Origin of the sequence: Methanosalsum natronophilum (genome assembly GCF_024808815.1) — an archaeon.
Taxonomy (GTDB): Archaea; Halobacteriota; Methanosarcinia; order Methanosarcinales; family Methanosarcinaceae; genus Methanosalsum; species Methanosalsum natronophilum.
Window position 1 is genome coordinate 96,556 of sequence record NZ_JANUCS010000003.1, and the last position, 22,703, is coordinate 119,258.

A 22,703-nucleotide genomic window follows, 5' to 3' on the forward strand; every position below is an offset into this window, starting at 1 on the left:
GAAACTGTTTTTGACTTATAGAAATAAATTCCTTGGCAAAGTAGAGAAGATAGTTGTTAAGGTAGGTACATCTTCAATTACAAGTGATGATGGTAAGTTAAATATTGAGTTTATGAAAAATGTAGCTTACCAGATATCTCAACTTCAGAAATTGAACAAACAAGTTATAATTGTTAGTTCGGGCTCTATTGGAGTTGGAATTGAAATGTTAAAACTAGGTTATAGGCCTAGGGAAATACCTATTAGACAAGCAGCTGCAGCAGTTGGACAAAGTGTGCTTATGCAGGAATGGAGAAAAGCTTTTGATGACTATGACTTGGATGTTGCGCAGATATTGTTATCATATGATTCATTTTCAAGCAGACTGACCTACTTAAATTTAAGGAATAGTATATCTACTCTTTTAAGCTATGGAGTTATACCAATAATTAATGAGAATGATCCTACTTGTGTTCATGAGATTGAAGCTACATTTGGTGACAATGATAAACTTTCAGCAATGGTTGCAAGTAAAATAGAGGCAGATTTATTGATTATGTTATCAGATATAGATGGACTTTATGATAAAAACCCAAAACGAAATCCGGATGCTAAATTATTGTCCACTGTAGAGGAAATAACTCCTGAAATCGAAAGTTTTGGAGGCAACCCTTCAAGCACCAAGGGTACTGGAGGTATGAGAACTAAGATTGAAGCTGCAAAAATATGCAACATGACTGGATGCTTTATGGTCATTGCTAACAGTGCAATAGAAAATGTAATATTAAAAATCTTGGACGGTGAACAAATCGGTACATTGTTTTTGACAAAAGAAGATGTACATAAAAATAGAATTAGATGGATTATACTTTCCAAGTCATCTGGGAAAATTGTTGTTGACCATGGTGCAAAAAATGCAATTGAAAAGAAGATGAGCTTGCTACCATCAGGTGTTGTAGATGTGACAGGAAATTTCGAAAGAGGAGATATAATAGAAATTGAATGTGATGGTTATTTGTTTGCAAAAGGTATCACAGATTATAGCTCAGATGAACTTGATCTCATTAAAGGCCTTCACACAGACAAAATAGTGGAGGTATTAGGCTACAAGAACTACAATCATGTAATAAAACAGGAAAATATTGGTATTATCAATTGATCTTACTTAATAGCTTTTAAAATTTGTATTAGTTATACTCTCTAATTTTTTAACATATGAATATATACTCTCAATATCTTTTATTTCTTTTTTCACTAGAGATTTTAATCTTAATCTGATATTTGTATCAACATCAATAGATGAGTGCTCTAAGTACTTTGCCATTTTTATTGCTAGCTCCTCACCTGCATTATCCCAATCAGTTAAAATAACAACATTTCTTTGTTCTCTCTCGACACCTTCAATGAAATTAAGTAGTGATCTGCTATTAGGAGTTTTAATATTTCCATTGATGCCTAATTTTTTCAGTGAAGCAACATCTCTTTTACCTTCAACAATGATAATGTCACCTAATGCAGCTTTTTCTTCAAGTTCTTCTAATACTTTTTCAACCTTATCGAGTTTTACTTTATAGTCATTTAAGCTTACCAGTGTGATCCCCTACATTACTCAAATCATTTATTATAGTGCATCAATAAGTTTTTTAATTACACTATTATATGAAATATCTTTAATTTTTATAGTTTTTCTGTGATTTTTTAATCCTTTTATTATTTCGATCTTATTTTGCTTTACTCCAAAAAAAGATGCCAGAACATCAATTAATTGCAAATTAGCCTTGCCACACTTTGGCTCTTCAGTTATTTTAACTTGGATCGTTTTTCTCCAAGAATTGTAAGCGTAAGGGACATGATTTTCCTTTGAACCAGGAATGATTTCTAATTTTAAAAGAATTCCATCATCTATGTCCTTAATTGCTTCTTCCAGCTCCATATTATCTATAGTTATTGAATGAATCGTTTATTACATCTTTTCTAGGTACTAAAATCAATTGCCATAAATCTTATTCTAAAAGAGATTGCTATATTCATATTTTGTATTCATAATTGTATGTATAGTAGAAGGTATTGCACCAATTGCGGTACAAGTTTCTAATGAAACGCCGTTTCCTGTTATGTCTAAATGATATTTAGAAAATCTTAATATGCTTTTTGGTAGACCTTTTCTACCAAGTCCAATTAATATCAAAAACGATTTGTTATTCATGATTTCTTCTACTAGCTGACAAGAATTAATCTGAAATTTTTTATCAGGCTTTGATGTGGTAACTACAGGAGCACCTAAATGCGATTGAAATCCTTTTTTGGGTAACGGCAAGTTAGTGACACGCTTTTCACAATTTAATAGATCTAAATATTTTCCCGAGTCCCCTATAGTTGTTTTCTCGGTGATAATTTTAGTTAATTCATCAACATTTAAATCAAAAGGGAAGTTAAAAAGTGCTAAATTGTAACCGTAAGCATAGCATATTGGTGCAGACCTAGCAATAGCACGATAATGTGCATCTAATACCTTTATTTTATCATAAGTATTGACTAATCCAATTGTTAACATATTTTTACCTTAAGAATAAATATATCATTTAAGAGAATACCTGAAAACTTTTTTAGTACATTTATTAAATAAACAACAACTAGCACATTTTCTCCAAAGCACTTTTTTATAGTTTAAATCAACTTCTTCAAATCCAACCCTTGAAAAGAAAGCATTATCATACGTTTTCGCATAAATGTACTTATGTTCTTTCGGTGTTTGCTCTAAAACATAATTTATCAATTGTCTTCCAATACCTTTCCCTCTATGATTTGGCGCTATAGCGATGGTATGTATTTCTGGGAATGGATTGAATATGAGTGCAATACAACCGATTACAGAGCTGTTACTTTCAGCAAGGAAGAAGTCTTCAATTGGTATATCTTCAATGTTCAAAAAGTATGTAGAAACTAATCTAACTATTGAACTCCTGTCACTCTCATCACAGCACCTTATGTTTAATTCATTTAAATTCATTCAGTTTCAATCATGCTTCCACTTCTAAACCCTTGAATATCCAATGTTATATGATTGAGTCCAATTTTATGAAAATACTGAATAATACTCTGCCGATTAATCAAAAGCTTGTTAAATTCATTTGGACTTATTTCAATCCTTGCAATGCTATTGTGTAACCTGACTCGAACAGAGACAAAATCAAATTGGTATAAAAAATCTTCAGCCTCTTCAATTTTGTGCAAGTCTTTTTTTGTAATGCGGGTATTAAATGGTATTCTAGTAGCTAAACAACTTTCAGAAGGCTTATTGCGATTTGAAAGATTTAGGTATGAAGCAATCTCTCTAATATCATCTTTATAAATCCCAAAAGTGATGAAAGGTGAATGTAAAATATCTTTATTTTCATGAACTGCTTTTATCCCTGGTCTATAATCCTTTAGATCAGAGCAGTTAGTTCCTTCTACAACCATATCATAATTATTCCTGCTTGCAAAATCCCTTAGTTTTTCAATAATAACCTTTTTGCAGTAATAACACCTGAATTTATTGTTTGATAAAACATCATTTTTGTTTTCAAGGTCAGCAGGAAGGATGACATGTTTAATACCTATTTCTTTAGAAACAAGTTCACAATTTTCAATTTCACGTCTGGGTAAAAAAATTGAGTCGACAGTTATTGCTGTTGCATCATCTTTTAATTTATCGTAAGCTATATGAGCCAGTACTGAACTATCAATTCCACCAGAAAAAGCAATAAGAACCTTTTTATCTGCAAAAGAATTTGCAATCCGTGCTATTTTTTGTTGAATCATATGTGAATAGAGTATACCTATTTAGAATTTGAAAATCTCAGAGTCTCTTAACCAACTAATGTCTGATCTATACAATTCTCTTAAATCTTTCAAGCCAAGTTTTAACATTGCAACTCGACTAACACCAAGACCCCATGCTAGGACAGGCTCTTTTATTCCTAAGGGTTCAGTAACTTCTTTTCTAAAAATCCCAGCTCCCCCTAATTCAACCCATCCCATACCTTCAATGTAAACCTCAGGTTCAACACTAGGTTCTGTATAGGGGAAGTATCCTGGTCTAAATCTAACATTTTCGAACCCCATTCTATGATAAAATTCAGAAAGACAGCCTAGAAGATTAGCAAAAGACATATTTTTATCCATTACAACTCCCTCAAGTTGCTCAAACTCTGGTGTATGCGTGGGATCAATCGTTTCTCTTCGATAAGCTCGATCTATACAAAAAGCTTTTACTGGTGGATCAGGGTTATCAGCTAAATATTTGATAGTGATTGCCGTTGTATGTGTTCTGAGCACATTCCTTGAAGCAATTTCTTCACTCCATGTTCCACCCCATCCTGTAGATTCACTATCTCCTCCATGCTCATGCATTGCAGCCACATGGCGCTTATATTTATCAGGCAATTCACTTCTAGAACTTAAATGAAAAGTATCCTGCATTTCTCTAGCTGGATGGTCCTGGGGTTGAAACAATGTATCAAAGTTCCAAAAGGAGCTTTGTATAACATCTCCTTTAATTTCAGTAAATCCCATCTCTAAGAAAATACTTCTCATTTGGTTCAGTAAACGCTGATAAGGATGAATTTTAGCAGCAAATGTTTTTTTTGCTGGTTTTTTAATATCATAAGGTCTAATTTTTTTATTTTTCCATTCTCCACTTTTTAAAAGATCAGCAGTAATCTGAGTAATTTCTTCTTCCAGATCAATACCTTCTTCCAATAATGCTAGACCAGAATCAGTTATTTGAACAATTCTACTTTTATCTTCTTCTTCATAGACAAGTTTTCTTTTGATCAAATCCTTTAAAACTTCTTTGTTTGATTCAGCTTCTTTATAATCAATGGATTGGCTTTTTAGTTTTTCGAGCAAAAACTCATCATAACCTTTCTCTGCTTTAGATTGAGGAATAACTTTTCCATCATTAATCTTGGCCCAGCCTTTTTTTAATAACCAACCTGTAGCGATTCCAACTAGTTGAGGTGAATATTTATTTTTCAATTCTTCCATGGAAACGGGCTCATCAATAGAATCTATAATTCTTCTTTCAGGAAGTCCATTCTCAGCGTAGTTCTCTCCTTCTTTTGTTAAATAATATTGTTTTGTAATATTATCGACTACACTCAAATAACCCTTTTCTTCAAGCAAAAAAGAAGCATGTATTGCAGCTTCAACTTTTAGATTTGTTTTTTCGGCGAGCTCAGTTGGAGTTAATTTATGCTTATCATTGAATGAAAGTAAAACTTTTTTTTCATGAGTAGTGAGGTTATAATTCAAGTTCATACTAAATACCTACCATTACATAAGATAGTCAGTTTTTATAACTAATTCCATATTCTTCTAATAAACTCTTCGCATTTTCCCTTTCAATTTGGTGACTAGTTAAAAACTGATTCATAATTTCAGCAGCATATTTTTTACAATGACCACATAAAAGTTCACCATTTTTACACTCTTGATGAATCCTTTTAAGCTCCTTATCATCTTCAACAAGATGGAACAACATTATCTCGAAAATAGAACAATTTTCAGGCACTCCACCTAATTCCCTTTGCTCCGTAGAACTTATTCTACCACCAGTTTTAGATCTCATTATTTTTTTTGCTGCATCTTTTGGGTTATCAGTTAAAGCGATATAACTTTCAGGGGAGCTACTCGACATTTTTCCTCCCTGGAGTCCGGTCATAAAACGATGATAAGTAGATACAGGTGGCATAAATGCATATCCGCCATATTTCAGCTCTACTTCACGAACAACCTGAGCTATTTTTTCATAATCATCGAACTCATAAATATCGACATGACCTTCGAAAAGTTGTGCATTATTGTCGAACCTTTGTTTAATAGCTAATAAAGCTTCATTTGGAGCTGATTTACCTCTAACACTATAATAAGGTATATTTGACTTATCAGCTCTTTTTTCAATTCTAAAAAGGTTCATCTTGTTTGCTAAACCTCTTGTTAATCTAATATGAGGATCTTGATCAGCTCCAACAGGGATAACAGTGGGTTTTGGTCCACTATTATCTTCTACTTGTGGATTTAAAATATCTGCACTTTGGCACAATGCACTAATTGTATGAGATATGTTGGTATTACCACTAAAACCATAAATTGAACCCATTTCAGAAAAATTAACTTTAACACCTAGTTCAAAAGCCAAATTCATAATCTTATCTGATTCTGATTGGAAGTAAATGTGCCCATCTGGTTTGAAACCAAGTGCTATTAAACTAAGAATATATTCATTAATACCAATTTCTTTACACATCTCCCAGCTGCTCCCTCTTACAGAATAAGCCTCTCTATCAGCAATTCCTACAAAAGCATCACCTCCCATTTTCTGATGCCAAATAATTTGATCCATTACCATCTTATGGCCTAAATGAACATGACCACTTGGCATAAATCCGCTCATCACTGCAAATGGCTCATTGTTCTGAATTGCTTCAATAATTTTTCCATATCCTCTATGTCCAAAAATGATATTTCTTCTAATATACTTGTTAGGCTTAGGAACTGTAGGAATTAAATCTTCGAATGGCGATATTCCAAAATCTTGAAAAAGCTTGGAATAATCTTGAATATCAGTTGAACCCCATGGATTAATTTCATTGTTCATCTGTAATCTCTCTTTTCACTTAAGACGCTTTACAATAGGGAGCTATCTTTACTTAATAAAGTTCTAACCTAAGGCTTACGCTTCAATAGAAACAAGACATAACTTATTAATCTTTTCTATTTTTTATAGCTTCAAAATCATAAGGAATAGGCGCCTCAGTTGGTATAGAATCAACAAGTTCAATAAATTCAGGTGTATGCATCAAACATCTATCTTTTTTCCCGTGAAACTCTGAAAATGTTCTTATATTTTTCCAAATCTGCTTTAAACTCTTATTTTCGATATTTCCAAATTGGAATGGTAAATAGGGACAGGGCTTTACAGAACCATCAACACAAACATGCAACCATCTCTGCCCAGCTAAACATCCTAACATTTGTCCTTCAAAGTATGTATTAGAAAATATACGTGGTCCTGTTTCTGTAGTATTTATTTCATTGTAAAAGTTCAAGATCCTTTCCCTGTCATTATCTGATAGAATGGGATCACCTTTTTTCTTAGGAACTGACTCCCACAACGAGAATTCATGGGCGCCAAGATCAGATACAAACTTGTACATTTCATCAAGTTCATTGATATTTGAGGGAGATACATGAGTTGTGACGGTAACAAGCAGCCCTGCTTCTAATCCATACTTTATCGCAGATACAGCACTGTCAAAAGCTCCTTCAAGTTTCCTGACAGAATCATGTTTACTTGGTTCGGTTGAATATAAACTAACTAACAAATTATGAAGTCCCGCATCCTTCAGTCTTTTTGCCGTATCTAAATTGATCTCAGTTCCTGGAGTAAAGATGTTAACAATTGCACGGTCTTTATCTACGTAATCAATAAGCTCAAAGATTTCATCTCGCAGTAGAGGATCACCTTCAGTGAATGTTATAATGAAACAGCCCATATCTAGTGCTTCATCAATAGTACTTTTAATTTTTTTAATATCTATTTCTCCCTCTCCTCCACTTACAACACAATGCTCACAGTTGCATTTACAATCTCTTGTTATCTCAAAAGAAACAGTTTCAGGAACATAATTTCCAAGAGCGGTTTTAAATTCTGCACGTATTAATCTATTAAACACATTGCTAGGTATAGGCGGTAACCACGTTGATGCAATAATGCCATCTTTAGTAACCTTTGCTGGCTTTTCTCCTTTAAGTCTAGAATTTATTCGATCAACAAAAGGCTGACATAAATATTTAAGATGACCTTCTACATGTAATTTATAGTCAATATTATCTGTGGTGAGCTTGAACTGTGCACCCGGAACTGACAGTATCTCCAAACCACCCGCCTCATCATGCTTTAAATAATTGGATTCGTTTTTATTTGACATAAAATATTCACTACCATTCAAAAACTTATAAAATCAGTTGTGTCACACTCATCTCCAATCACCGACTCCGAGGGATATACGACTATTCCGTCATCAACGATGTTATAAGGGTGAATTGTTTCTTTATGTTTGACACCTCTCATCTTCAGAATTTCAATTGCACGGTTACGATTTCCACTTACTCTAAATACATGCATCTTAATAACACCCTCGCAAAGATACTCTTCTACATTAAAATTTGCATTATGTTGTTGAATCTCACTTGTAATTAGTGTAGTACAATCCATATTTTCTACATTCCGTATGAATTCCAATATAACATGTCTAACGCTAACGGGGTCAGAAGATATTTTGAGTGAAGTCAAAGAGTCAATAAATAGCCTTTTTGCACCAATTTCTTTAATATTGGAATAGATTTCTTTTAATAAATGCTCGATTGTGGCTACTTCTGCAGTAGTACTTAATGTCTTTTGCTTTTCTTTAATGTATTTACTGTACAAGATAGGATTTGATCTGATTATACGAAGCTTGTTTTCTTTAACAGCCCGTTCTAAATCCCATCCATGTCTCCACATATTTCTCATAATCCTTGCAGGTGATTCTTCAAGAGTTACATAAACTCCAGGTTCATTATACTCAGTTACACCCTTGTATAGATACTGAATCCCAAAGGTTGATTTTCCGGCACCTGGGGGTCCAGTTAAAAGTATAACATCGTTTTCTATGAACCCTCCCTCAATCATTTCATCAAGGCCTGGTATAGAGCTTGGCACACGTCGGGTCATATTATCAATTTCATTCTTTTTTTTAAATGTTGAATGTAGTATACTATGAGATTTATTTGAAACTTTATAAACTTTAATATAAGTAAACAAAAAAGAAAAATGGATATTTCATTTAGCTGATGATTAAGATCATGCTATAATGAAATGTTTTATGTAATTATTAAGTGCTTATACCTTTTCAGCAAAAGCTAGATTCCCGCTTATTCTTTTAATTTTTATTTTCAGTACTTGGCCTTGGCTTGTACCTGGAACAAATATTGTGAATTTACCCATTTTTGCTATACCATCACCCTTTGAACCCACAGCTTCAATCTTGACTTCGTACTCTTTACCTTCTTCAATTGCATCTTTGGCTACGTCGGTAATAGCTTTTCTTTTCTTAACAGGACGATGTGCACCACATGCAAGACATTTGAGTACCATCACACGTTCAACCTTATCTAACTGTGTGTCAGGTCTACTACACTCAGAACAGATAACGTATTCTTCCACGTAAGATTCAATGTTTGCTTTAATCAGCTCTTTTGGGAAACGCCCTTGGAATATAGCTCTGCTACCCTCAACTTTTCCAGCTGTACCAAGCTCACGAGTTAAATATTTCATCAGATGGTCAGCTTCCCTGTTTAATACACTAATTATGTTAGTGAAATTATCAAGGACTGTTGTCTTACCCTCAATGAATATTCTAGGTTCTGGTATGACAAATCTTTCATCAGTAGTTTCTACATCCGGCAGGTTTTCTAATGCACGGTTCAGTAATTTTTCGTAGTCTTCCATATTTTTTCACCCTGCCTATCATTAATTAATCTTACTGGACTAGCTTATGCCCTTTATCAACTACTATACGAACAGGTGTAGGCAATTTGTATCCAGCACGTCTTAATGCCTTCTTGGCTGTTAAAAAGTTTTCTTTATTTACTGCAACAGTGAATACCTTTTGTCCAGCTGAAACTCTGGCAGCCGTTCCTACATTTTTCCCATAAGATTCTCTCATACCACTGGATACACGGTCAGCACCTGCACCAGTAGCTTGTTTGTTTTCTCTTAGTACTTCGTGAGGATAAACTCTTAACTTTAAATGGTAAGAAGATCGTCCAGACTTCATAAGTAGTCTATTTGCAGTAATACGTGCAGCCTCTAATGCTGTGTGCCTTATTTGGCATCTCTCATCTGAAATCAAAGATAATTTAATTGGAAATTCTGCAGACTTGTTTCCCATATCATAATGAATTATATGACTTCCGGGAACACCACCCATATACTCTCTACGTGTAAATGATCTTTGAGTTACATTTCTATACATACTTGCTGGTTTTCTGACCATAGATTAAACCTCCTGGAAATTTAGATTAGACAACAAATTTAGGATTGAATGATTTGTCATATTGATGATTTATATTAAAGAAGTGAGTAGTTACAACAGAATACTTCTATTTTAAGTTGTTGATACCTCAATTCTACTCTTGAACTAGATTTTCTAAATACTTAGTTATTTATAAGTTTTTTCCACTGGATTTTTTATTTTTCGTTATTTTGTTAAATGCATCAACTAACCCATAACACCCTGAAAGCATCATATTGCCCATGGGAGTAGCAAAGTATACTTTCATCTTGTTATTCTTGTCATGATTAATTAAGTCCGTTTGTAATATATCATAACGTTTGGGCCCAGTTATCACTATACTGCATATATTGTCAAACCCAACTTTCTCTTTTACATAGCATCCATGACCACCCTCTTCATATATTTCATCAAAACTTAATTCATTATCTGCAAACCTGATAAGTTTGTTTTTAAACTCATTCCATTGGATGGAAGATGTATGATGTTCAAAAATCCCTATAATTTTTTGATTGTTGACTAAAGCAACTAATGTATGTCCATTCCCGACATTGATGACAATACATGGTTGTGTGGGCATTGGGTCAAGTATAGCACCAAAAATTGCTGCAATACCTGTATCCATGAAAACAGCTTCATAATCATAAGTTACTCTTGAAACGGCTTTCATTCGATTGAGATAACTAGGAATTGATGTATGAGTATAAGTGAAATTCAAAATACTACCATCTTTTTCTATACCTTCTTTTAGGTGCTTGAATCTAAATATTCTATTACTGATGTCTGGAGAATAACCATGATCCTGGACAGCGATAGCGATTTTATTTGGTAAATCTAACTCAAACTCGTTTAAGATATACTCTAATGAACTTAAGTTGAGATCACTCATTCGAATTTCAACGAGATTTTCATTAGATGGCATTTCAGCTTTATCAGCAATCACATTTATGCCTAAACTTTTTACAGTTTCAATATTATCTTTTATCGTAAAAGCTGCATCAACTGTAGAATAAATTTCCAGGTTGGAAGCAAGATGATTTTTTATAGCCTTGACACAAGGCCCTCCTCCCATAACATCTCCTGTCAACAGTATATTCTTTCTGTCATTAGTTGTTGTCTTGATTTTCTTTGCTATAGTTACTGTTGGAGAGGGGACTATCATATTATAGTTATTTTCACCCTCTTTTGTGCTATCATACAATAATATATCTTGTGTTCCTGTACCAATATCAATAGCTAGTAATTTCATAGTAGAATCGCTTAATACATATAGGTGTTTTTGTATAAATAGTTTCAATGAAAGACTCAACTCCAAAAAAGCATAAGAAAAACTCATTAGAGAAACTGAACTATGGTATTGTAACTGTATCTAGCTCAAGATTTCAAAAATATGGAGATGTAACTCATCCTTCAGAAGCTGAAGATATATCTGGATGCTTTTTAATTAGCTATTTGAAAAAAAATAATCAAACCGTTATGGAATATTCATTAGTAGAAGACTCTGTTTTAGATATTAGAAATGCAATATTATCATTTATAGATTCGGGAGTGGATGTTGTAATTACAACTGGTGGAACTGGTCTTTCTCCTAAAGACGTTACGATTGAGGCCGTGATACCAATTATTGAAAAAGAGATGCCAGGCTTTGGTGAACTGTTTAGATATCGTAGCTTGGAAAAAATATCAACATCTGTAATTATGACAAGAACTATGGCAGGGATATCAAATAAAAGCTGTATATTCTGTATTCCGGGTTCAACAGATGCATGTACAATTGGTATTGAAATAATAATAGAAGAAGCTGGCCACATAATTAAGCATGCTAGAAAAAATTAAGAATGACTTGTAATCTAAGTAATAATCTAAAAGTAACCATATATTGCAGGAAAAATGTCAATAAAAAATGCACATTTACAAAAATCTGGTCACTTGATAAGGTGTTACATTTTAACAGAAGAAATATATAAAATGAATTTTAACTAAGATATACTCTAAGAGTTTATAATGATGCCATTCAATATCATGTACGGTTAATATTTATCATAAAAGGTAATAAAGGGATACAGTAAAAATATTTGATGTATTTGATCAAATCCTACGAATGTTAAATTTAACCTAATTTTCTATTGAACAGGTATAAAAAATTAATTATATCATGGCTTTACATAATAAGAATGGAACGGTACACATGACTAGTTATTCTCTTGGTATAAATGAACTTGATGAATTGATTGGGGAGATAAAAAGTGGAACCAATCTTATGATTATAGGTCCACCTATGAGTGGTAAGAACGAAGTAATCAACTCAATTCTCTACACAGGCTTACAAGAGAACAATTCTGGAATTATAGTTAGTACTGGTGATCCGGGTGAAAAGATAATTGAATGGTTTGAAGAGAATGATTTATCAATAGAAAACTCTCCGGTAGGTATTGTAGATTGTGTCACAAAGACATTGGGTCTAGGTGCACCAGATACGTATAATATTAAAAGAGTTGCCAGCCCTGTAGATCTAACTGGGATTGGTGTGAAAATAAGTCATTTTTTTGATGAGTTTATGAATAAACAAAATATACAACAAACACGGTTGTGTATAAATTCTCTTTCAACAATTTTAATGTATTCGAATATACAAACAGTTTTCAGATTTCTCCATGTGTTTACAGGAAGAGTGAAGTCATCTAATTCTTTTGGATTATATGTAGTAGAAGATGAGATGCACGATGCTAGGACTATAGCTACTTTAAAACAACTGTTTGATGGAATGATAGAAATAAAAACAGATGATGAAGGCCAGAATTATATCAGAGTTGTTGGAATCACTTCAAAACCCACACCTTGGTATGAGTTTGAATTTGTTGGCTCAAAAATTTCGTTAAAAAAGGTTGATAAAAGTTAATAGGCCTGCCTCGTGTTAATATACTATAAAATCCTATTTTAATAACCAACTATATTTTTCTTGATACATTCGAGCAAGTATTCTATTTTTTATCTTATCTAATTTTGTTCTATAAATGCTCATATTTTAGGCAATATCGATTATGTATTTCTACAATTCGTTGAATTTTTATTCAGCAAAAACTTCGATTTTGAAAACAAATAAATAGTATTAAAGAAGCATGATACGTTCATGGATAAGAAAAAACTTTATGAGCTCAAATCAAAATCAAACCAGCTAAAACCAAGTTTAAATATTGGGAAAAAAGGTTTGGATGAACAAGTTATAGAAGAACTAAAAAAAACAATCAAAAAAGATAGATTAGTTAAAGTAAAAGTATTAAAAACTGCTCTCGAAGATAAAGATATTGAAACGATTTCAAATGAAATAACAGAGAAGACAAGTAGTACTTTGATTGAGATTAGGGGTTACTCAGTTACTATTTATCGCTAATTTCAATTTAAAAAGAAAAATCATTTGAAACAACACTTGTGCTTTGGACAGTTACTAATTTATTAGGTACAATTTCTTTAATATCTTTTAGTACTGGCCTGATTTTATCTTCAGTATCTACAACTTCAATAATTAGAGGTAAATCAGAACTAATTCTTAATAGCTTGGTGCTATGAAAACTTGTATGTGGCCCATATCCGGTTATGCCTCTTATTACTGTTGCACCAAGTATGCCCTTTTCACGTAATAACTGGACTATAAAACTTGATGTACTTTTTCCGTTGTATGTATCATTTTCACTTATATATATTTTAACTGTAACATAATTCATATTTTCACATCTATTGAGTTTAAAGTAAATTAGCTATCATGTATCCTAAAAACACTCCGCCTATGCAGAGTAATAAATTAGTTATTACATTGATCCAAAAATATCTAACCTGTCCATTTTCAAGCAACTTAAAACTTTCATATGAAAAAGTAGAATAAGTTGTAAAGGACCCTAACAAACCTATGTTTATAAAATGTAATACAAAATCACTATCTATAGAAAATGTAGTTAAAGCTAAAAAAAAGCTACCTATGAAATTGACAAACAATGTACCAATTGGAAAAAATGACTTGTGTATTAACATTCCTGTAAGAATGTATCTCAACACAGCACCTATAAAACCGCCTATTCCTACTAATAAAATAGGAGAGATCATACACTACCTCCCTTAGATATTAGGAGAAAAACAGTTTTTGCAAAGTGTATGGAGAGAATTGCAAATAATATATTCAATACTATATATATCGTAAAAATGGCAAGTGAATGTGTAAAAACAATATAGCTCTGGAAAGCAAAATGGGAAAAAGTTGTCAACGAACCGAGAAAACCAATTCCTACAAACACTCTGAAATAAGGATTAACATAGCCAAATTCTGTACTGTACATTAAAATCCCAAGTAAGAAACTTCCTATAATATTTATTATAAAGATACTAACCAAACCATATGTTAGCTCAAAAAAACCATATCTTAGCAAAGCTCCTAAAACTCCCCCAAAACCTACATAAGCAATATTTTTGATATCTGTATGATGAAACATCAAATCATTCAATTAAAAAAACTTCAACAGTATCTCCTTCATTAATACCTTCAATATTTTCTCCGATTTTGACAAAACCGTCTGCCTGAGTAACTGTACTCATTATGCCAGCACCAGAAGTCATTAAAGGTATAGCTTTATTCCCATCTAACTTAACTCTTGTATATGTAACATACCCTATTTTAGATGTAATTTTATGTTGAAGTGTAGCTTCTTGTTTGTAAAAGGAATTAGGTTCTTTTATATGACTTAGTTTTTTTATGGCGGGAGCAGCAAATTCAAAAAGAGTTATTAAACCGGCTGCTGGATAACCAGGCAAACAAATAACTGGTATATCATTAAAAGAGCCTAATGCTGTAGGTTTACCTGGACTGATTCCAATACCGTGTACTAATAAAGTTCCAATCTTATCAAGAACTGTTGGGACATAATCCCTTTCTCCAACAGAAGTACCTCCACAAACAACTATCAAATCGGCATCGATGTTCTTTTTGATTTCTTTTTCGATCAGTAAAGGATCATCCACGATAATATCAGAATATAATGGATGTCCACCCCATTTTTCTACATAGGCTCCAACCATTAAACTGTTAGTTTCACTTATTTTTCCTGGAGGAGGACTTTGTTTTGACCTTTTAACTAATTCGTTGCCTGTAGGGATGATTGCAACATTTGGTTTTTCGTATACTTCAATTTCTTCAATCCCACAAGATGCAATAGTTGCTAGGTCACATCCTCTTAATAGGTGGTTAGCATTGACGATTATATCACCAATTCTAATATCTTCTCCTATATGGCCTACATTTTTACCAGGATGGACCTTTGTAAAAAATTCTACTAAACTTCCTTTCTGTTCAGTATCTTCCACCATAACTACAGCGTCAGCACCATCTGGTATTTTTGAACCCGTATGAACACGAACACATGTGGAGTTAGATATTTTGTCACTTAAGGTCAACATAATAGGGCTAGAAATAGATGCAGATGTAATATTTTCGGCTTTTACAGCATATCCATCCATTGCAGCTCTATTATAATGAGGGACATTCATGTCTGAAATAATGTCCTTGGAAGTAATTCGACCTTGACACTCCTCGACTCTTAATATATTAGTTTTATTTAATGGTATTATTGAATTAAGAAATAAATCTTTAGCTGTTTTTAAGCTAGTCCTTTCTTTGAAAACTCTGCTCTTCATCAAAACACAACTCATTTTTTATTGGACAGTAAGTATTTAGATTACCCTCCGGATACAGGTGGTAATATTGCAACCTCGTCACCATCAGACAGTGATGAATTAATACCATCCAAATGCATGATATTAGTACCGTTGATAAAAATATTGATGTAACCTTGTAAGTCGTTGCCACTGTCCTCAAAAACTATACTGTTTGCATCCGGATACTCATCAATAAATTTATGGAGTAATTCAATTAAGTTCTTTGCTTCATATTCTAACTTTGATTGTCCAACGAGTTCTCTTATATTAGCAAATAATTTTAATTTGATATGTGCCATTTAAACTTCCGTCCCATAAAAAATATACATTTAGTGCATCGATGTTTTTATTAAACGATAAATTATTTTAATGTATTCTTAATTTCATACATCTTACTATAAGCATACAAATAAGATGAAAAAAAGTAATGGGATAGCGCGGATTTGAACCGCAGTCCAAGCGTCCCAAACGCTCGAGGATCGTCCAGGCTACCCTACTATCCCTTTATGTCTTAATTTGGCTAGTCTTGGCTAGTGCAAATTTTTAGCATTCCCCTTAGATTACATTATAATACATATAGTTTGCGAAACAATTTGGGATATTCAATTTTGATTTAATGTAGACTAATATATTTTTTATTATGTATTGACCTTATTAAAAGACCAACCTCCAAGCATGACCATAGATATAGCAAATAAGGCTATAACTGTAATACTAACAAACGGAGATATTTGTGGATCAGCAATCAAAGCCCATCTTAAAGACTCAATACCATATGTAAGTGGATTTAACAAAACGATTATCCTTATCCATGTAGGAAGATCTGTAATCGGATAAAATGCTGAACTAGCCATTAAGAGTGGAAATGTTAAGAACGTCATAACCAATTGAAATCCTTCAATCGACTCTATCTTGGAAGCGATTGAGATTCCTAGACCAATAAATCCTAGTCCTATAAGTAGCATTATTAAAATGCTAATAATCTGTCCAAGTGCTGATATATAATTAACACCAATTAATCCTGCTATGACCATTAATATCACTCCTTGAATCATAGCAGTAGTAACTCCACCAACTGCTTTTCCAAGCGCAGTATAGAATCGGCTAACTGGGGCAATGAGTATTTCTTTTAAATATCCAAATTCTCTATCCCATATTATTGAAATTCCGCCAGTGAGTGATGAAAATAAAATTGACATTGCGATAATACCTGGTGCCATGTAGTCAATATAGCTAACTCCATTGATATCAATGGCTGTATCTAAAGCAGAACCTAAGAAAACTAAGAAAAAAAGGGGTGTAGCAATAGATCCAATTATTCTTGACTTAGATCTTTTAAATCTAAGCATTTCTCTAAGCCAAAGTGTATACACGGTGTGGCTAGCATTTCTTATTTCATCTACTCTCATTCATCTCTCCAACGCCGGTAAATATCAGTGTTTATTCCCATAATATCGAGGGCTCTTCCTGCAATAATATTGAATAAATCATCAATACTGCTGGGTTTAGAGTAGAATCCGGGACATGCTGGAAGAATACAAGCACCTGCATCATTAGCTTCCAACATGTTTTTTAAATGAACACGATTTAATGGGGTTTCTCTGGTAACAAGAACTAACTTGTTTTTTTCTTTTAAACAAACATCAGCAGCCCTTGTAAGTAAATTATCTGTAACTCCATTTGATATTGATGCAAGTGTTTTCATACTACAAGGGGCTATAACCATTCCTATGTTATTGAAAGATCCGCTTGCAATTGGTGCCATGAAATCTTTTTCATTATAAGTGTAAGTGGCGAGACTTTTTATATAATCTAGATCGTATTCACTTTCAATTTCTATTATTTTTTCTGCAGAATTGGTTATTATTAAATGGATGTCAAATTCTTTATCCTTAAGAGTTTCTAATATCCGAATTCCATAATTAACACCTGAAGCACCACTTATTCCAACTACAATATTTCTCAATTATTTTCCTCCAAAATTGAAATCAATTTATCTACTAAATAATATGAGGCATCAACAATATCCTGAATTTCCTTTTTGGTTATGTTGTCTAGATGTATTCCAGCTACAAAAACAGTAGTTTTTTTAGTAGATTCGCATATTTTTTTAGCACAATTATTAGCTATTTCTTCCTCTTTATGTTCGGGTACTGACATTACTGAAGTGATAGCTAAGTTCCTAAATGAGTCAAAATAGGCCATACAAGATGAGCCAATATGTTCTTCTCCACCCCTTAATAAGATCAAATAATCATTTCCTACATTAATCCAGTCCAAAAATAATTCGATGCGGCCCAAATTTTTGGTTATACGTTGCATATTTACCTCTTTTTATAATTCAGTTAATCTAAATTGTTTAGTGTTCTTTTTCACATCAAAAAAGTCTCTTGCAACATTATTAACAGGTTCTCGATATTCCTCAGGTGTGTAAACTCCCATCTTCCAATTATCAAGATGAGCTTTTTCTAAAATAGAGACTATATGGGAAGCCTCATCAATTCTTAAGAGATTATTATCCTTTTTCACCATTGCTTTTAGTTCAGTAATTTCAGGTAATTTTGGAATATCCACAAGTATGTTTTCCGAATCAATTCCAACAATTTCAGCAATCTCATTCTCAATTCTATCTACATTGTTCTTCATTTTTAATACCGAATCACTAACTTCATCAAAACCAACATAAAGTGCTCTCTTATACAATCTTCTTTCATCTAATCTTTGAGCTATATCAGAAGCATACCCATCATCATTTTTCATAGCTTGGAAAAGCTGTGCATCATCCATTTCTCTTAACCTAAATACATCAATGGATCCTTTATTAATCAAATATCTGATAGCTTTCGAACACATAGTCTCAGCAATTCTCGAAACATGGTGGAAGTAGACAGATGGGTGCATTAAAAATCTGGATACCAGTAAAGATTCAGCTGCTTTAAGGCCTCCGATAGTCACAACTAGTTTCTGCTCATAAAAATCCATTTCATGTATTAATCGAATATGGTCTACTAGTCCAAAGGTTACACCTGTATAATGTGCATCTCTGATAAGGTAGTCCATCCGGTCTACATCAATTTCGCTACATAAAATCTGTCCAATAGAAGTTTCACCTTTAATATGTTTAGCTAATGTAGAAGGATTCAATCCAAACTCATGCAATACTTCTCTTATTTGTCCTTTATTAATTATCTCTTTAACATCATCATGTTTTTTACGAGTATAATATTTAATGATGCCCTCGCTTACATGTGAAAGGGGACCATGTCCAATATCATGTAACAGTGAAGCAGCTTTTAGTTCAGTCTTTTCATCTGAACTCATGCTTTCCAATTGGTTGGTTAACATTGTTGCTAAATGCATTGTACCTAAAGAATGTTCAAAACGTGTATGATTCGCACCTGGATATACCAGGTTCGATGTACCTAACTGCCGTATTCTTCTGAGGCGTTGCATTTTTTTTGTGTCACATATCTTAAGACTCATAGAATCCATTTCTATGTATCCATGTACAGGGTCTCTAATAACTTTCATATTAAATCTCTTATGTAATGATATATTGTACTAAAGTATGTTTTTTCTCTGTTATAACTTTAAACCTTTTATTTGAACACTAGACTCTTAATTTCATCTACTCGTAAAAAAAGATGAACAACATTTAAATGCAGTAAAAAATATGCTAATTCAAAATATATAATAATTTTAATTTAGGCTGTATTGAAGGTATATTATGATTGTTTTATCAGGTGGAACAGGAACACCAAAATTAATACAAGGCTTCTCTAACACAGAAATGAGTGATGAAATTAAAGTAATTGTTAATACTGCTGAAGATAAATGGGTAAGCAGTAATCTAGTATGCCCTGATGTAGATACGATTCTATATTTATTGTCAAATAAACTTGACACATCAAAATGGTGGGGGATCAAAAATGATACATTTAAAACTTATCATCAACTTCAAGAACTTGGGTATGAAGAAGATATGATGATTGGTGATATGGATCGAAGCACTCATATTATCAGAACAAGCCTTTTAAGTGAAGGAAAATCTCTTTCAGAATCAATTAATTCACTTCGTATTTTGTTTGATATATCTACAGAGGTATATCCAATGTCAGATGACCCTATATCGACCTATGTAAATACAGATAAAGGTACACTTCACTATCAAGATTTCTGGATAAAAGAGAAAGGACTTCCAGAGGTATCTGATGTTTGGATTGAAGGTATTAATGAAGCAAAAATATCACCAATGGCGTTAAAAGCCTTACATAATGATGATAGGGTACTGATTGGCCCAAGCAATCCAGTGACGAGTATAGGCCCGATTCTTGCATTAAAAGAGATGCGTGACATCCTAGAAGAAAAAACAGTTCTTGCAGTAAGTCCAATAATCTCTAAAAAAGCTTTCAGTGGACCAGCGGTTAACTTAATGAAAGCAAAAAACATTGAAATATCTTCATCAGGCGTAGCCAGTGAGTACAAAGAACTAATAGATGGATTTATTGTTGATGTTAGGGATGACTGCCCATTGTCATCATTTAAAGGAGACTATAAGGTATACCGTGAAGATACTCTAATGACATCTTTAAATGCAAGCAAAAATCTTGCTCGATCAATTATTAATATATTTGATAACTTAAGTTGAGTGGATAATTGTTTTTAATGGAGATTTTAAATGAATGATAAATTATATAATTCTCTTATAAATGCACCCACAGTTAACCGAGGTAATTATACTTATTTCATTCATCCAATTTCAGACGGAGTTCCTCTACTAGAACCTTCCTTACTGAATGAGATATCTGATAATATCATTGAGAAGGTCGATATGGATGTCGATTGTATAATAACTATTGAAGCTATGGGTATTCCTATTGCAACATCTTTATCGTTGAAAACCGGAGTTCCAGTTTCAATTGTACGTAAAAGGAAATATGAGTTACCAGGTGAAATCGAAATATCGCAGAGTACTGGCTATTCTAAAGGAAAATTATACATTAATGGCATATCTGCAGATACTAAAGTTCTAATAGTCGATGATGTACTGAGTACGGGTGGTACACTGAGATCGCTTGTTAAAGCACTTGGTCAAATTGGTGCACAAATTTCAGATATAGTTGTTGTGATTGAAAGAGGAAATGGTGCTAAAGAACTCGCAAAAGAAGGTTTGGAGATAATTTCATTATCCCGTGTAGATGTGATTGATAACAAAGTTGTTGTAGAGAGAATATATGGTGAAAACAAGCAATAATCTTGAGTTTGATCTTGAATATATATTTAAAATCATTAATAAACAAAATCCAGATAAAATAGGATTGCAATTTCCTGAAGGATTAAAAAGACAGAGCTTTAATATAGCGTCACTAATTGAAGATCATACTGGCAAAGACGTTATTATTTCAGGTGATCCTTGCTTTGGAGCTTGTGACATAGACTATTATTTACTTTCAACTGTTGACATAATGTTTCATTTTGGGCATTCTACAATGAATATAGAGGATAACAGTACTGTTTATTTCATTGAATGTCAATCGAATATCGATTTAACTAATGTTGTAAAAAAGGCCATACCTGAGCTTAAAGGGAAAAAAATAGGAATTATAACTACAGTGCAACATACTGGTAAAATTCAATCTGCTGTAAAGATATTAGAATCTCATGGGTTTGAAGTTATATTAGGTACTGGTGACTCTAGAATAAAATATCCTGGCCAGGTCCTTGGTTGTAACTTTTCAGTGACTGATTCCAGTCAATGTGATGAATATTTATACGTAGGGAGTGGAAATTTTCATCCAATAGGTGTATATTTATCAAAAGGGAAAAGGGTTATTATAGCAGATCCTTTTATGGACGAGATTCGTATAGTAGACCCCTTTAAAACAATGAAACAAAGGTACATTGTAATAGCTAAATGCCATGATGCAATTGATTTTGGTATAATAGTTTCTAAAAAGGGAGGTCAAAAAAGGGATAAATTAGCTACGAAGTTAAAAAAACTAGCAAAGAATCATAATAAAAATGCATATATAATTTATATGGATTTGATCACTCCTGAACAACTGTTAAATTTTAAAGTTGATGCATTTATCAATACGGCTTGTCCTAGAATTGCTATTGATGATGTTGGTAACTACCAATCTCCTATACTAACACCAATTGAATTTGAGATACTTTTAGGTGAACGCAACTGGGATGACCTTGCGCTTGATGAAATAAGAGGCGACTGATTTTTTCATGAAAAAGAAAAAACTTGAAATTACCCTTGAAAAAGTTGAAAGATTTAAAAGTCCTAATCATAATTTAGAGCAATACTCAACCCCAGCTATAGTTGCATCTAGTATGTTACATTTTGCTTATATGAGAGGTGATATCAAGGACAGTGTAATATACGATCTTGGGTGTGGTACTGGGATATTATCAATAGGTGCGAAACTCCTCGGTGCTAAAGAAGTTATTGGATTTGACTTGGATGAAATGGCGTTAAAAGAAGCTAGAGTGAATGCTAATAAAAGGTCAGTTGATATTGAATTTAAATTGGAAAGTATAAAAAACATTCAAGGAAATTGTGATACAGTTATAATGAACCCACCATTCGGAGCACAAAAAAAAGGGGCAGATAGACCTTTTCTAGAAAAAGCAATAGATTTAGCAACTGTAATCTATTCAATACATAACTATGGGAGTTATGATTTTATAAGTCAATTTATATATCCTGCGAAGATAACAGACTACTATACAATTTCTTTTCCTATTAAACGAACATTCAATTTTCATACAAAAGATTTGGAATATATTCAAGCTGAAATATTTAGAATTGTGAAAATATAACGATCAAATCTTAGATACATTTATTTATATTGAGCAAAACTTTAAGGGTAAATTACATTTTTTATGAAAATCTATGTATACACAGCTATT

The 22,703-nt window shown here is 32.8% G+C and carries 29 protein-coding genes and 1 tRNA gene; 8 read left to right on the forward strand and 22 right to left on the reverse strand.

The window, feature by feature from the left end:
• Positions 1 to 10 precede the first annotated feature (10 nt).
• Positions 11 to 1,138 carry a glutamate 5-kinase gene (gene proB, locus J2T59_RS02850; protein ID WP_259133744.1) on the forward strand — a complete coding sequence of 376 codons (1,128 nt, stop codon included), beginning with the start codon at positions 11 to 13 and terminating at the stop codon, positions 1,136 to 1,138.
• Positions 1,139 to 1,144: 6 nt separating this feature from the next.
• Here the strand turns inward: proB and J2T59_RS02855 are convergent, their stop codons facing one another.
• The 12 genes from J2T59_RS02855 to J2T59_RS02910 all read right to left on the reverse strand — a co-directional run bounded on the left by J2T59_RS02855 (position 1,145) and on the right by J2T59_RS02910 (position 11,379).
• On the reverse strand, positions 1,145 to 1,576 hold the full coding sequence (locus J2T59_RS02855) for a toprim domain-containing protein (protein ID WP_310572649.1): 432 nt from the start codon (positions 1,574 to 1,576) through the stop codon (positions 1,145 to 1,147).
• A 24-nt stretch (positions 1,577 to 1,600) separates the two neighbouring features.
• Positions 1,601 to 1,912: a DUF167 domain-containing protein gene (locus tag J2T59_RS02860; RefSeq protein WP_259133745.1), complete on the reverse strand. Its 312-nt coding sequence runs from the start codon at positions 1,910 to 1,912 to the stop codon at positions 1,601 to 1,603.
• A 75-nt stretch (positions 1,913 to 1,987) separates the two neighbouring features.
• Positions 1,988 to 2,533 carry a DUF531 domain-containing protein gene (locus J2T59_RS02865; RefSeq protein ID WP_259133746.1) on the reverse strand — a complete coding sequence of 182 codons (546 nt, stop codon included), beginning with the start codon at positions 2,531 to 2,533 and terminating at the stop codon, positions 1,988 to 1,990.
• Between the two features lie 24 nt (positions 2,534 to 2,557).
• On the reverse strand, positions 2,558 to 2,989 hold the full coding sequence (locus J2T59_RS02870) for a GNAT family N-acetyltransferase (protein WP_259133747.1): 432 nt from the start codon (positions 2,987 to 2,989) through the stop codon (positions 2,558 to 2,560).
• Positions 2,986 to 3,783: an ATP-dependent sacrificial sulfur transferase LarE gene (larE, locus tag J2T59_RS02875; RefSeq protein ID WP_259133748.1), complete on the reverse strand. Its 798-nt coding sequence runs from the start codon at positions 3,781 to 3,783 to the stop codon at positions 2,986 to 2,988. The genes J2T59_RS02870 and larE overlap by 4 nt, the downstream gene beginning before the upstream one ends.
• 21 nt (positions 3,784 to 3,804) lie before the next feature.
• Positions 3,805 to 5,283 (reverse strand): phenylalanine--tRNA ligase subunit alpha, encoded by a 1,479-nt coding sequence (pheS, locus tag J2T59_RS02880; RefSeq protein WP_259133751.1) that lies wholly within the window; start codon positions 5,281 to 5,283, stop codon positions 3,805 to 3,807.
• 28 nt (positions 5,284 to 5,311) lie between these two features.
• Positions 5,312 to 6,622 (reverse strand): tryptophan--tRNA ligase, encoded by a 1,311-nt coding sequence (locus J2T59_RS02885; RefSeq protein ID WP_259133753.1) that lies wholly within the window; start codon positions 6,620 to 6,622, stop codon positions 5,312 to 5,314.
• A gap of 106 nt (positions 6,623 to 6,728) precedes the next feature.
• Positions 6,729 to 7,955 (reverse strand): radical SAM/SPASM domain-containing protein, encoded by a 1,227-nt coding sequence (locus tag J2T59_RS02890; RefSeq protein ID WP_259133756.1) that lies wholly within the window; start codon positions 7,953 to 7,955, stop codon positions 6,729 to 6,731.
• Positions 7,956 to 7,972: 17 nt separating this feature from the next.
• On the reverse strand, positions 7,973 to 8,740 hold the full coding sequence (locus J2T59_RS02895) for an RAD55 family ATPase (RefSeq protein ID WP_259133759.1): 768 nt from the start codon (positions 8,738 to 8,740) through the stop codon (positions 7,973 to 7,975).
• 168 nt (positions 8,741 to 8,908) lie between these two features.
• Complete coding sequence (locus tag J2T59_RS02900; protein ID WP_259133761.1) at positions 8,909 to 9,517, reverse strand: translation initiation factor IF-2 subunit beta; 609 nt, start codon at positions 9,515 to 9,517, stop codon at positions 8,909 to 8,911.
• Between the two features lie 31 nt (positions 9,518 to 9,548).
• Complete coding sequence (locus J2T59_RS02905) at positions 9,549 to 10,064, reverse strand: 50S ribosomal protein L16 (protein WP_259133765.1); 516 nt, start codon at positions 10,062 to 10,064, stop codon at positions 9,549 to 9,551.
• 169 nt (positions 10,065 to 10,233) lie between these two features.
• Positions 10,234 to 11,379 carry a DUF1786 domain-containing protein gene (locus J2T59_RS02910; protein WP_259133768.1) on the reverse strand — a complete coding sequence of 382 codons (1,146 nt, stop codon included), beginning with the start codon at positions 11,377 to 11,379 and terminating at the stop codon, positions 10,234 to 10,236.
• Between J2T59_RS02910 and J2T59_RS02915 the strand changes: the two genes are divergently transcribed.
• The 3 genes from J2T59_RS02915 to J2T59_RS02925 all read left to right on the forward strand — a co-directional run bounded on the left by J2T59_RS02915 (position 11,379) and on the right by J2T59_RS02925 (position 13,473).
• Entirely contained in the window at positions 11,379 to 11,918 is a 540-nt protein-coding gene (locus tag J2T59_RS02915; protein WP_259133770.1) for a MogA/MoaB family molybdenum cofactor biosynthesis protein, read from the forward strand. The genes J2T59_RS02910 and J2T59_RS02915 overlap by 1 nt on opposite strands.
• A 319-nt stretch (positions 11,919 to 12,237) precedes the next feature.
• A complete protein-coding gene (locus J2T59_RS02920; RefSeq protein ID WP_259133772.1) occupies positions 12,238 to 12,981 on the forward strand; it encodes an RAD55 family ATPase in 744 nt (247 codons plus the stop codon).
• Positions 12,982 to 13,212: 231 nt separating this feature from the next.
• Positions 13,213 to 13,473: a YhbY family RNA-binding protein gene (locus tag J2T59_RS02925; protein ID WP_259133774.1), complete on the forward strand. Its 261-nt coding sequence runs from the start codon at positions 13,213 to 13,215 to the stop codon at positions 13,471 to 13,473.
• Between the two features lie 7 nt (positions 13,474 to 13,480).
• Here the strand turns inward: J2T59_RS02925 and J2T59_RS02930 are convergent, their stop codons facing one another.
• The 10 genes from J2T59_RS02930 to J2T59_RS02975 form a co-directional block, all read right to left on the reverse strand.
• Complete coding sequence (locus J2T59_RS02930) at positions 13,481 to 13,804, reverse strand: DUF190 domain-containing protein (RefSeq protein ID WP_259133776.1); 324 nt, start codon at positions 13,802 to 13,804, stop codon at positions 13,481 to 13,483.
• Between the two features lie 19 nt (positions 13,805 to 13,823).
• Positions 13,824 to 14,180 carry a fluoride efflux transporter CrcB gene (gene crcB, locus J2T59_RS02935; RefSeq protein WP_259133777.1) on the reverse strand — a complete coding sequence of 119 codons (357 nt, stop codon included), beginning with the start codon at positions 14,178 to 14,180 and terminating at the stop codon, positions 13,824 to 13,826.
• A complete protein-coding gene (locus J2T59_RS02940; protein ID WP_259133778.1) occupies positions 14,177 to 14,575 on the reverse strand; it encodes a CrcB family protein in 399 nt (132 codons plus the stop codon). The genes crcB and J2T59_RS02940 overlap by 4 nt, the downstream gene beginning before the upstream one ends.
• Complete coding sequence (locus tag J2T59_RS02945) at positions 14,568 to 15,761, reverse strand: molybdopterin molybdotransferase MoeA (protein WP_259133780.1); 1,194 nt, start codon at positions 15,759 to 15,761, stop codon at positions 14,568 to 14,570. Before J2T59_RS02945 ends, J2T59_RS02940 begins: the two co-directional genes overlap by 8 nt.
• Before the next feature lie 41 nt (positions 15,762 to 15,802).
• Positions 15,803 to 16,081, reverse strand: coding sequence for a ubiquitin-like small modifier protein 1 (locus J2T59_RS02950; protein ID WP_259133781.1), 279 nt, complete (start codon positions 16,079 to 16,081; stop codon positions 15,803 to 15,805).
• Positions 16,082 to 16,210: 129 nt separating this feature from the next.
• A tRNA-Pro gene (locus J2T59_RS02955) sits at positions 16,211 to 16,285 on the reverse strand.
• Between the two features lie 135 nt (positions 16,286 to 16,420).
• The gene (locus J2T59_RS02960) at positions 16,421 to 17,191 is read right to left on the reverse strand and encodes an ABC transporter permease (protein ID WP_259133782.1); all 771 of its coding nucleotides are present in this window, start codon (positions 17,189 to 17,191) and stop codon (positions 16,421 to 16,423) included.
• The gene (locus tag J2T59_RS02965) at positions 17,188 to 17,748 is read right to left on the reverse strand and encodes a UbiX family flavin prenyltransferase (protein ID WP_259133784.1); all 561 of its coding nucleotides are present in this window, start codon (positions 17,746 to 17,748) and stop codon (positions 17,188 to 17,190) included. The genes J2T59_RS02960 and J2T59_RS02965 overlap by 4 nt, the downstream gene beginning before the upstream one ends.
• Positions 17,745 to 18,104, reverse strand: coding sequence for a prenylated flavin chaperone LpdD (lpdD, locus tag J2T59_RS02970; RefSeq protein WP_259133785.1), 360 nt, complete (start codon positions 18,102 to 18,104; stop codon positions 17,745 to 17,747). The genes J2T59_RS02965 and lpdD overlap by 4 nt, the downstream gene beginning before the upstream one ends.
• A 12-nt stretch (positions 18,105 to 18,116) precedes the next feature.
• The gene (locus J2T59_RS02975) at positions 18,117 to 19,313 is read right to left on the reverse strand and encodes an HD domain-containing protein (protein WP_259133787.1); all 1,197 of its coding nucleotides are present in this window, start codon (positions 19,311 to 19,313) and stop codon (positions 18,117 to 18,119) included.
• Positions 19,314 to 19,509: 196 nt separating this feature from the next.
• Here J2T59_RS02975 and cofD point away from each other — a divergent pair, with 196 nt between their 5' ends.
• Genes cofD through J2T59_RS02995 form a run of 4 tightly spaced genes read left to right on the forward strand, consistent with a single transcriptional unit; the run spans position 19,510 to position 22,613 of the window.
• On the forward strand, positions 19,510 to 20,430 hold the full coding sequence (cofD, locus tag J2T59_RS02980; protein ID WP_259133789.1) for a 2-phospho-L-lactate transferase: 921 nt from the start codon (positions 19,510 to 19,512) through the stop codon (positions 20,428 to 20,430).
• A 30-nt stretch (positions 20,431 to 20,460) separates the two neighbouring features.
• Entirely contained in the window at positions 20,461 to 21,036 is a 576-nt protein-coding gene (hpt, locus tag J2T59_RS02985) for a hypoxanthine/guanine phosphoribosyltransferase (protein WP_259133790.1), read from the forward strand.
• The gene (gene dph2 / locus J2T59_RS02990) at positions 21,017 to 22,012 is read left to right on the forward strand and encodes a diphthamide biosynthesis enzyme Dph2 (protein ID WP_259133791.1); all 996 of its coding nucleotides are present in this window, start codon (positions 21,017 to 21,019) and stop codon (positions 22,010 to 22,012) included. Before hpt ends, dph2 begins: the two co-directional genes overlap by 20 nt.
• Positions 22,013 to 22,019: 7 nt before the next feature.
• A complete protein-coding gene (locus tag J2T59_RS02995) occupies positions 22,020 to 22,613 on the forward strand; it encodes an METTL5 family protein (protein ID WP_259133792.1) in 594 nt (197 codons plus the stop codon).
• Positions 22,614 to 22,703: the final 90 nt, after the last annotated feature.